At 57.5% G+C, this 628-nt stretch carries 1 rRNA gene; it reads left to right on the top strand.

The annotated features are described in order from the left end of the window. A 23S ribosomal RNA gene (locus M4J07_RS47720) occupies positions 1-628 on the top strand; the annotation flags it as partial.

The raw sequence follows: 628 nt of genomic DNA, 5'->3' as shown, positions 1-628 counted from the left end.
GATGGGTAGGGGAGCGTCGTGTGCCGGGTGAAGCAGCCGCGGAAGCGAGTTGTGGACGGTTCACGAGTGAGAATGCAGGCATGAGTAGCGATACACACGTGAGAAACGTGTGCGCCGATTGACTAAGGGTTCCTGGGTCAAGCTGATCTGCCCAGGGTAAGTCGGGACCTAAGGCGAGGCCGACAGGCGTAGTCGATGGATAACCGGTTGATATTCCGGTACCCGCTGTGAAGCGTCAAACATTGAATCCAGTGATGCTAAGGCCGTGAAGCCGTTCCGGACCCTTCGGGGAAAGGAAAGTGGTGGAGCCGCTGAACCAAGCTGGTAGTAGGTGAGTGATGGGGTGACGCAGGAAGGTAGTCCAGCCCGGGCGGTGGTTGTCCCGGGGTAAGGGTGTAGGCCGTGCGGTAGGTAAATCCGTCGCACATAAGGCTGAGACCTGATGCCGAGCCGATTGTGGTGAAGTGGATGATCCTATGCTGTCGAGAAAAGCCTCTAGCGAGTTTCATGGCGGCCCGTACCCTAAACCGACTCAGGTGGTCAGGTAGAGAATACCGAGGCGTTCGGGTGAACTATGGTTAAGGAACTCGGCAAAATGCCCCCGTAACTTCGGGAGAAGGGGGGCCAT

Origin of the sequence: Streptomyces longispororuber (assembly GCF_024448165.1) — a bacterium.
Taxonomy (GTDB): Bacteria; Actinomycetota; Actinomycetes; order Streptomycetales; family Streptomycetaceae; genus Streptomyces; species Streptomyces longispororuber_A.
Note: the sequence above shows the minus strand (reverse complement) of the source record. Positions and strands in the feature narration are given on the sequence as shown.